The organism is Achromobacter sp. (genome assembly GCF_050285585.1).
Taxonomy (GTDB): Bacteria; Pseudomonadota; Gammaproteobacteria; order Burkholderiales; family Burkholderiaceae_B; genus Achromobacter.
On sequence record NZ_JBLZXF010000075.1, the window covers coordinates 1 to 6,571 of the forward strand.

Sequence of the window (6,571 nt, forward strand, 5' to 3'; positions counted from 1 at the left end):
GCCTTTTCTTGAATACTGGCGGAGAGGGTGGGATTCGAACCCACGGTACGGGGATACCGTACGCCTGATTTCGAGTCGCATACGCGCACATCGCACCGTTGATTTGCAAGGGGATTTTGCTTTGCGCGAGCCGCATGAATTGCTCAAAATGCGCCTGTTCCGTCAAATTTCCCCCCACCATTTCAAGCCCGTTTTTTCTCGCCCATCTTGCCTATTGCCTTCACCAGGCTGGCTTGGTTCAGGTGAGCGTATCGCTTGGTGCTCCTGGGGTCCTTATGGCCCAAGATGGCGCCCACAGTGTACAGGTCTACCTCATTGTTGATCAGCTCGCTGGCGGTGCTATGGCGGATGTCATGGAAGCGGACATGATCCAGCCCTACCTTGGCCCGGCTCTCCCGTGACCATTTCTGGACGGTGGATTTGGCAGCCTCGACGGGCCACCCGTGGCGATCAAGGTATTTTTTAAGGGTCGGGTGGATAGGGACCCGCTTGACCGCATCGCCGTTCTTGGTGTCGTAGACGGCCAGGCTGTCGCCCTCCCTCTTGGCCCGGAGGATTTCCGACAACCGCATGCCCGTGAAAAAGCCTGTGATCATCGCCTTGCGCGCGCCCTTATTGCGACAGTGCCGAAGCTGGCGCAGGAGTTGCGCGAAGGTCATATAGACGTGGCGCTCGTTCCTGACCTGAGGCACCAGAACCCGCGCGCCGGGGTCATGCTCGCCGTGGTTGTGCTTTTTCCACGCCCAGCGGCAGGCCGCCCGTAACAGCGATATCTCATATTTGATGCTGGCCGGTGCCTTCGTTTCCCCTTCTTCGGCGGTGATGGCCGCAGCAACTTCCGGCAGCTGGTCAACGAACTTCCCAACGTAATACGGGTAGAGGGCCGCGAAGTTCCGGGCCACCTCGTCATAGGTCTTGAGGTGCTTTTTATCGGCCAGGTAGTACTCGATTGCCTTCTCTACGGTCGCCCGATCACGCGCAACGCCGGCCGCGACGGCGTAGAGTCGCGCCGACTCTTTCCGGTCGAAAGCGTCCGCTTCGGTTCGAGTCCAAGCTTTCGGAAGACGCTTTCGAGCGCGGACTCGCTGGTTTTCAATCGTACGGTCGAATTCAAAGATGAACTGACCGCGCTTTGAATCTCGGTGGATCGACATTTTTGCTTGTATTCCAGAAGGTCAGAGACTTCGAAGGTGATGCGCTTTCCGAATCGGTAGCAGGGAATGGGACCCTTGGGTGCTGCCAAATCATAAACATGGCGCGGGGAGACGCCCAGCATACGGGCTGCCTCAGCTACCTGGACGGGGGGGATAGTGTCGGCTTGCCCTCGCACAGACGGTGCTTGGTGTTGGGCTGCGTGTGCCATTACTGCTCCTTTAATAACGCATCGCCCGCGGGCGTGCGCGATATATGAGGCATTTCCGCCAGCAGCACCATGGCGTCGGCGTATGCGCGCATGGCTCGGTGCTCGTCGATCCGGTCGGACCCGAGGGTTTCGGCGCACTCGCGCAGCTGGGCTGCGAGCGCGGCGTTCTGCGCCATCAGGTGCGCGACCAGGTGCACCAGATCGAACTTGCCGTGGCGCTCGCTGACCAGGACATGGGCGACCGTGCTGATGGTGCTGTACGGGTCGCGACCGGCCTCGATGCTCTCCTGGCTGATGTAGTGGGTCAGGGCGGCGTCGGGCAGCGTGTGCTTCAGGTTGAGGATTTCATTCATATACAGCCCCTCCGTCGTTGTGCTGCATAGCCCGGTACAGCGCCGCAACCCGGTCCTGATTCCGATCTTCGGTGAGCAGGGCGGCTGCGGCCTGGGCCTGGGTGAAAAGGTCGTGCAGGTCAGCCGGCACGTTGTCGAAGCCACCGTCTGCCATGCGGGTTTCCCGGGCCGTGATTACCGCTTGAGATAGTTGCTTGAGGGCATCGCCGAACTCACGGGCGCGGCGATTCTCGCGCTGTAACTCCCGGTCGATCAGGAATGCATCTCCCTTCATTTGCTCAACCTCGTCAGTTGTTGGCGGGCAACGGCAGAAGCCGGGCCAGCACCGGCAGCATTTGCCGGTGAATAGCGTCGTCATGTGTGTTCGGCTCCGTCGTTGTGCTGCTTGGGGTGGGGAACCTTTGCGGGAACGCGTGGGGCGTGAGCCTTGTGCGCTGCGTACAGCTTGCGCAGCACCTTCTGGGCGGCCTCGTGCTTGGCTGCTTCGGCTTGCTTGACCTCATCTGATAGCTCGGAATCGGTCATGATCGCCCGCAGCATGTACTTGTGATTGTTCAGAACGTGCCAGAGCGCGCGCAGCTCCACTTTCTTCAGGTCAACCTGCATCGCTGCCTCCCGTTCTCTGCGCTCCCGGTTGCGCGGACAGGGCGGCGCGGGCCTTGATGTACGCCGGGACCGCTGACGGATCGCTCATTGCTTCCTGCCAAAGCAAATCAAGCTTTGAGCCTACGATGTCCGGGAGGGGGAACGCATCGCGGCACTGGCCCAAGGCGTCTATCAAAGCATCCGCCTCGCTGGCCTGGGGCGCGGCATAGAGCAGGTCGCCGGCATTCGGCATTGGTGCGTCCGGAATGATCTTGACGGAGATAGAGCGTAGGTGTGGCACTGACACTTCGACCACAGCCACCGCATGCGCCTCCCCGGCTACAGGGGCGCTTGCTACCCGGTCAGCTTCGCGGCGATCTTGATAAGCCTGCCGTTCTTGGCGTGCTTTCTCCCGCAGAGCCTCGGCCGCCTTCGCCATGGGCGATTCGTCGGCTACAGGGGCGCTTGCCAGGGCGGCGCGGCCCATGCTGTCGCCGAGCGGGTGCGTTGCGGAATAGATCGTGGTGATGCTGCCGTCCGCGTGCGGTTGCATGATGCAGATGGTAGCGTCTCGCCCGGTAGCACTCACGCCGACGTGGATTTCGGCTACAGGGGCGCGCAGCTTGGACAGCACCTTGTGGGCTTCGTACATGAGCAGGGTTACGCCGTTCTCGCCGCCGTTCCGCCCGATCCACTGGTGAAGCCGCGCGATGACGGTTTCGGGGCTTTGGTAGCCGTGCCGCTGGATGACAGCGTTGACGTATTCGTCGCTCAGCGGGTCTTGCTCTGCCGCCTGGGCGGCGTTGTTCTCGGTCATTTGAAGATCACCTCATTTTTTCGTGAAGGCTGCCGATTAGATCGTGCAGCCTGGATGGAGCGCGCGCTTGGCTGTTAGGTACGCGGCATGAGCGAGTTCTGGGGTAGAGAACGTCCCGAGGTAGAACTGTTGGTTATTGGCCTGGATATGAGCTTGCCAGCGGGTTCCGCTACGAGAAACGCCTAGTACGCCGGATCGGCTATTTTTCTTGGCGCGGCGCAAGTTCTGCGTATTAATGCTTCGATCAACTTCGCGAAGATTGCAGATGCGATTGTTAGCGCGGTTGCCATCAATATGGTCGATCTCGCCCTTGGGCCATTCTCCGTAATGCAAAAGCCACACTAGCCGGTGCGCCATGTATTGGCGACGATGGAGCCGGATCTGGCCGTAACCCCGTGGGTCCATCGACCCCGCTTTCCCACCGGCCTTCACGTTCCTGGAAACCGCCTTGCGCCAGACCAAGGCTCCAGTAGCTGGGTCGTATGCCAACAACGCCCTTGCCTCATCCGCTGTGAGCCTGTTCATGCCGAGTTCCTTTCCTTGGTGGTGGCCGCCAGGATGCCGTCGATCATTCGCGGATCCAGGAGGCGCTTGATTTCTTCCGGCGTGCAGCCAGCGATATCCCGCAGCGTCACCAGGAACGACGCGACGGCGCGGATCTTGTCATCGGTGTCGAAGTGCATCACGCCTCTCCCTGCTGCGGGACCTGGGCGGCGGCCGTGCGCCCATGCCGCTCGATGATCGTCCGCAGGTAGCGCGCAGCCATGTCGCCAGACAGCGCCTGCGCCGTGTACAGATCGGCCAGGATGGGCGTGTTCTTGGCGGCTTGGCGGCACGACTCCGCATACTTCGCCATTTCCTGGGCGGCGGCTTCCACGTGGGCCACATCGATAAGCTGGATCGTCTTCATGCTGCGTCTCCCTGCTGGCCTGCATTCTTCTCGCGCAGGCGCTTCTCGATGCTTTCGACGACCGAGTACAGCGGCGAGACGAAGTCGTTGCTGGGGTATTCGCCGCCGTCAGTCTCGTGTTTCGGCATCTTCGGCGGAAGCGCCTGGGGCTGCGCATCGCCAGCAGCGGGAGCGGCAACCTTGGCAGCGATGGCTTCTTCCAGCGATACCAGATCGCGGCGGAAGTGGATTTCGTCGTGCCCGTAGCCGAAGCGCGCACACAGGCTGCGGTGAAAATTCCGGTACTCGGCCCACACCTGAATGTGCCGGTACTTCTCGCCAGACAGGGCGGCGGCAAGATACTTGGCGGCGTCCACCGCTGCACCCGAACCCTGGCAGTGGTCGCAGCAAACAACCACGTCATGCGCGTCCGGGCTGCTGTCGCTCATCACGGTAATTTCGCCACTGCCGTCGCAGCGCGGGCACGCATCAGCCTGGCGCTCGTCCTTCGCATCGTCCTGTGCGCTGGCGGGAGGGGTGGGCGTCCCTGCCATGGCATCCATCTGGCCGCCGATCTGGTCGCCGAAGATCGCGCGCGCCATGCTCGCCAGCGGTGCGTCGGGCTTGGCCGGGGCCGCGTCGACCAGGCAGGCCCAGACTTGCTCGATGGACGCGCCCTTACCGTCGTAGGCGCCGGCGGCCATCTGATCGTCCAGCTTGTTGACGGCTGCCCACATTTCGGGCGTCGGCTCAACCGGCACGAGCTTCCATTGTTGGGTCATTTGTTCACGCTCCAGTGAGGATGGGATAGAGGAAGTAGGCCGCCACGGCAGCGCCGGCCAGGGTGATGAGGGCGCCGATGCACAGGATCCGGCGCTGGAAGGCGCGGTCGGCGGGGCTTTCGGTCGGGTCGGCGGTCACGGGCGGGCCTCCAGCTCTGCGCGTATCTGGGTTTGCAGAAGAAGGTCGGTCTGGTCGTCCGGGTCGGCGGTGGCCATGGCGCGGCGCAGGGCGGGCATGGTTGTGGCCAGGCCGGCCATGGTTTCCTCTCGGATCGGCACCAGGTACTTCAGGGCGATGTGCAGCTCGCGCAACGGCTCCAGCGGAAGCGTGCGGCCATGCCGCGTGCACCACATCTCGAAATGCCAGATGACCCCCTCGATGGCGCCGGCGGCCTCGTACCATTTGCCGTCGCCTGCTCGAAAGTCCGGGAAGCCCTGGGCATCGGTGTGCACGGTGCCGTCGCGGTTGATCTGGTCGATGATGGCCTCAAGCGGGCGCAGCACCAGGTCGGTGGCGACGAGCATGGGCGCGCGCTTCTCGCGTTCGACGCGGCGGCTGGCTCTTACGCGGGCCTGCTGCTTTTCCATCATGCGGCGCTGCTGGCGGTTCATGGCGGGGATCATTGCGCGTTCGCCCTGATGATCTCGGCCTTGCGGCGCTCGTAGTAGGGCGACCAGCTACGGCGGCCGGAGTCGTCCTTGAAGATGCGCACGCCGCGGCGGCGCAACTGGCGGGCGCGCTTGGCGCCGACCGGGCGGCTGCCGGACGTGAAGACGCTGTCCAGCCATTCCACGGTGTGCTTCGGGTCGTACTTGCGGTAATTGCCGCTGGGCGTGTTGCTGTCGAGCCAGGCCTGCAACTTGGCGGCGGACACCGTGCCGGCGAAGAACACGTAGCACTTGCCCAGCTCTTCCAGGGTGGCAATGCCGACCTCCACCGTGCGCTCAGAGACATGCCCGCCATGGCCGGACGACCACACCTGACCCTGGCAGTGGAAGGTGGTGCCGTCGTCAATCTGGATGTGGAACTCCCGGCCCGCGAACGCGTCGCCCTTGCCAGCGCGTCCGGACAGGAAGTCATAGAAGCCGTCATCGTGCGCGATGAAGTATTGGCCGTGGCGCGCGTAGACCTTCTTGGGCATGGCGTCCAACACGAGGCAGTAATGCGGCTTGCCGCCGCCGTAGGGGGAATACTGGACGATCACGTCGATGATCTTGGGCATGTCGTTCTCGGTATAGGTGGCCGGCGGGCAGCGCCGCGCCGGCCGGGGGGTTATGCCGCTTCGGGTTCCAGGTCCAGCCCCAGCGCGCCCTGCTTGTCGACGGCCGGCGTGACGGAGATATCAACCTCGCCGCCCAGGACCTCGTACAGGCGCTTGATCTGCTCGCCGGTGGGGTTGCATTTCACCCGGAAGCCGTAGCGCGCGCTGCCGCCTTCCATCAGCTCCACGCTGAAGTGGTCGACGTCGGCCGTCTCGAAGTCGATGTCCGACGCGCCGCCCAGGCCGAAGCCGATGACGACCTGCGCGCCCTTGAGCTCGTGCTTGAGCCGCAGCGCGCCGATCAGGTCGCCGAACTTACGCACGGTCAGCGCATCGGCCGGGCTGCCTTCGAAAATCTCTTCCTGGTCGGGCGGCGAGTCTTCCTTGCGGTACAGCGCATCGCGCAGCACGGGGTGAAACATGGCCAACAGGCCGTTGCTCTCCGTGAAGGCGATCTTCAGGTCCGCGCCGCCGACCTTCTCGTCGCCGTGGTTCTCGGGGCGCACGTTCAGGTGTGCCA

General features: G+C 63.3%; 13 protein-coding genes and 1 pseudogene. All 14 read right to left on the reverse strand.

Going from position 1 to position 6,571, the window contains the following annotated elements:
• Positions 1-182 precede the first annotated feature (182 nt).
• Positions 183-1,154, reverse strand: coding sequence for a tyrosine-type recombinase/integrase (locus ACN6PJ_RS30830; RefSeq protein ID WP_088146971.1), 972 nt, complete (start codon positions 1,152-1,154; stop codon positions 183-185).
• Positions 1,155-1,207: 53 nt separating this feature from the next.
• Positions 1,208-1,363, reverse strand: a pseudogene (locus ACN6PJ_RS30835) (helix-turn-helix domain-containing protein); the annotation flags it as partial.
• Positions 1,363-1,716, reverse strand: coding sequence for a hypothetical protein (locus tag ACN6PJ_RS30840; protein WP_427999447.1), 354 nt, complete (start codon positions 1,714-1,716; stop codon positions 1,363-1,365). The gene ACN6PJ_RS30840 and the pseudogene ACN6PJ_RS30835, both read right to left, overlap by 1 nt.
• Positions 1,709-2,074, reverse strand: a complete 366-nt coding sequence (locus ACN6PJ_RS30845; RefSeq protein WP_421440893.1) for a hypothetical protein — start codon at positions 2,072-2,074, stop codon at positions 1,709-1,711. The genes ACN6PJ_RS30840 and ACN6PJ_RS30845 overlap by 8 nt, the downstream gene beginning before the upstream one ends.
• Positions 2,071-2,322, reverse strand: a complete 252-nt coding sequence (locus ACN6PJ_RS30850) for a hypothetical protein (protein ID WP_421440894.1) — start codon at positions 2,320-2,322, stop codon at positions 2,071-2,073. Before ACN6PJ_RS30850 ends, ACN6PJ_RS30845 begins: the two co-directional genes overlap by 4 nt.
• Positions 2,312-3,118, reverse strand: coding sequence for a hypothetical protein (locus tag ACN6PJ_RS30855; RefSeq protein ID WP_427999448.1), 807 nt, complete (start codon positions 3,116-3,118; stop codon positions 2,312-2,314). The genes ACN6PJ_RS30850 and ACN6PJ_RS30855 overlap by 11 nt, the downstream gene beginning before the upstream one ends.
• A gap of 36 nt (positions 3,119-3,154) precedes the next feature.
• Positions 3,155-3,643, reverse strand: a complete 489-nt coding sequence (locus ACN6PJ_RS30860; protein ID WP_276262224.1) for an HNH endonuclease — start codon at positions 3,641-3,643, stop codon at positions 3,155-3,157.
• Positions 3,640-3,801 carry a hypothetical protein gene (locus ACN6PJ_RS30865; RefSeq protein WP_427999449.1) on the reverse strand — a complete coding sequence of 54 codons (162 nt, stop codon included), beginning with the start codon at positions 3,799-3,801 and terminating at the stop codon, positions 3,640-3,642. The genes ACN6PJ_RS30860 and ACN6PJ_RS30865 overlap by 4 nt, the downstream gene beginning before the upstream one ends.
• Entirely contained in the window at positions 3,801-4,028 is a 228-nt protein-coding gene (locus ACN6PJ_RS30870; RefSeq protein ID WP_427999450.1) for a hypothetical protein, read from the reverse strand. Before ACN6PJ_RS30870 ends, ACN6PJ_RS30865 begins: the two co-directional genes overlap by 1 nt.
• On the reverse strand, positions 4,025-4,789 hold the full coding sequence (locus tag ACN6PJ_RS30875) for a hypothetical protein (protein WP_427999451.1): 765 nt from the start codon (positions 4,787-4,789) through the stop codon (positions 4,025-4,027). Before ACN6PJ_RS30875 ends, ACN6PJ_RS30870 begins: the two co-directional genes overlap by 4 nt.
• 4 nt (positions 4,790-4,793) lie before the next feature.
• Entirely contained in the window at positions 4,794-4,928 is a 135-nt protein-coding gene (locus ACN6PJ_RS30880) for a hypothetical protein (protein WP_427999452.1), read from the reverse strand.
• Positions 4,925-5,401 carry a hypothetical protein gene (locus ACN6PJ_RS30885; RefSeq protein ID WP_427999453.1) on the reverse strand — a complete coding sequence of 159 codons (477 nt, stop codon included), beginning with the start codon at positions 5,399-5,401 and terminating at the stop codon, positions 4,925-4,927. The genes ACN6PJ_RS30880 and ACN6PJ_RS30885 overlap by 4 nt, the downstream gene beginning before the upstream one ends.
• Before the next feature lie 8 nt (positions 5,402-5,409).
• Positions 5,410-6,012, reverse strand: a complete 603-nt coding sequence (locus ACN6PJ_RS30890; RefSeq protein ID WP_427999454.1) for a hypothetical protein — start codon at positions 6,010-6,012, stop codon at positions 5,410-5,412.
• Between the two features lie 50 nt (positions 6,013-6,062).
• Positions 6,063-6,571: hypothetical protein (locus ACN6PJ_RS30895; RefSeq protein WP_427999455.1), on the reverse strand; the 509-nt coding region annotated here is incomplete at its 5' end.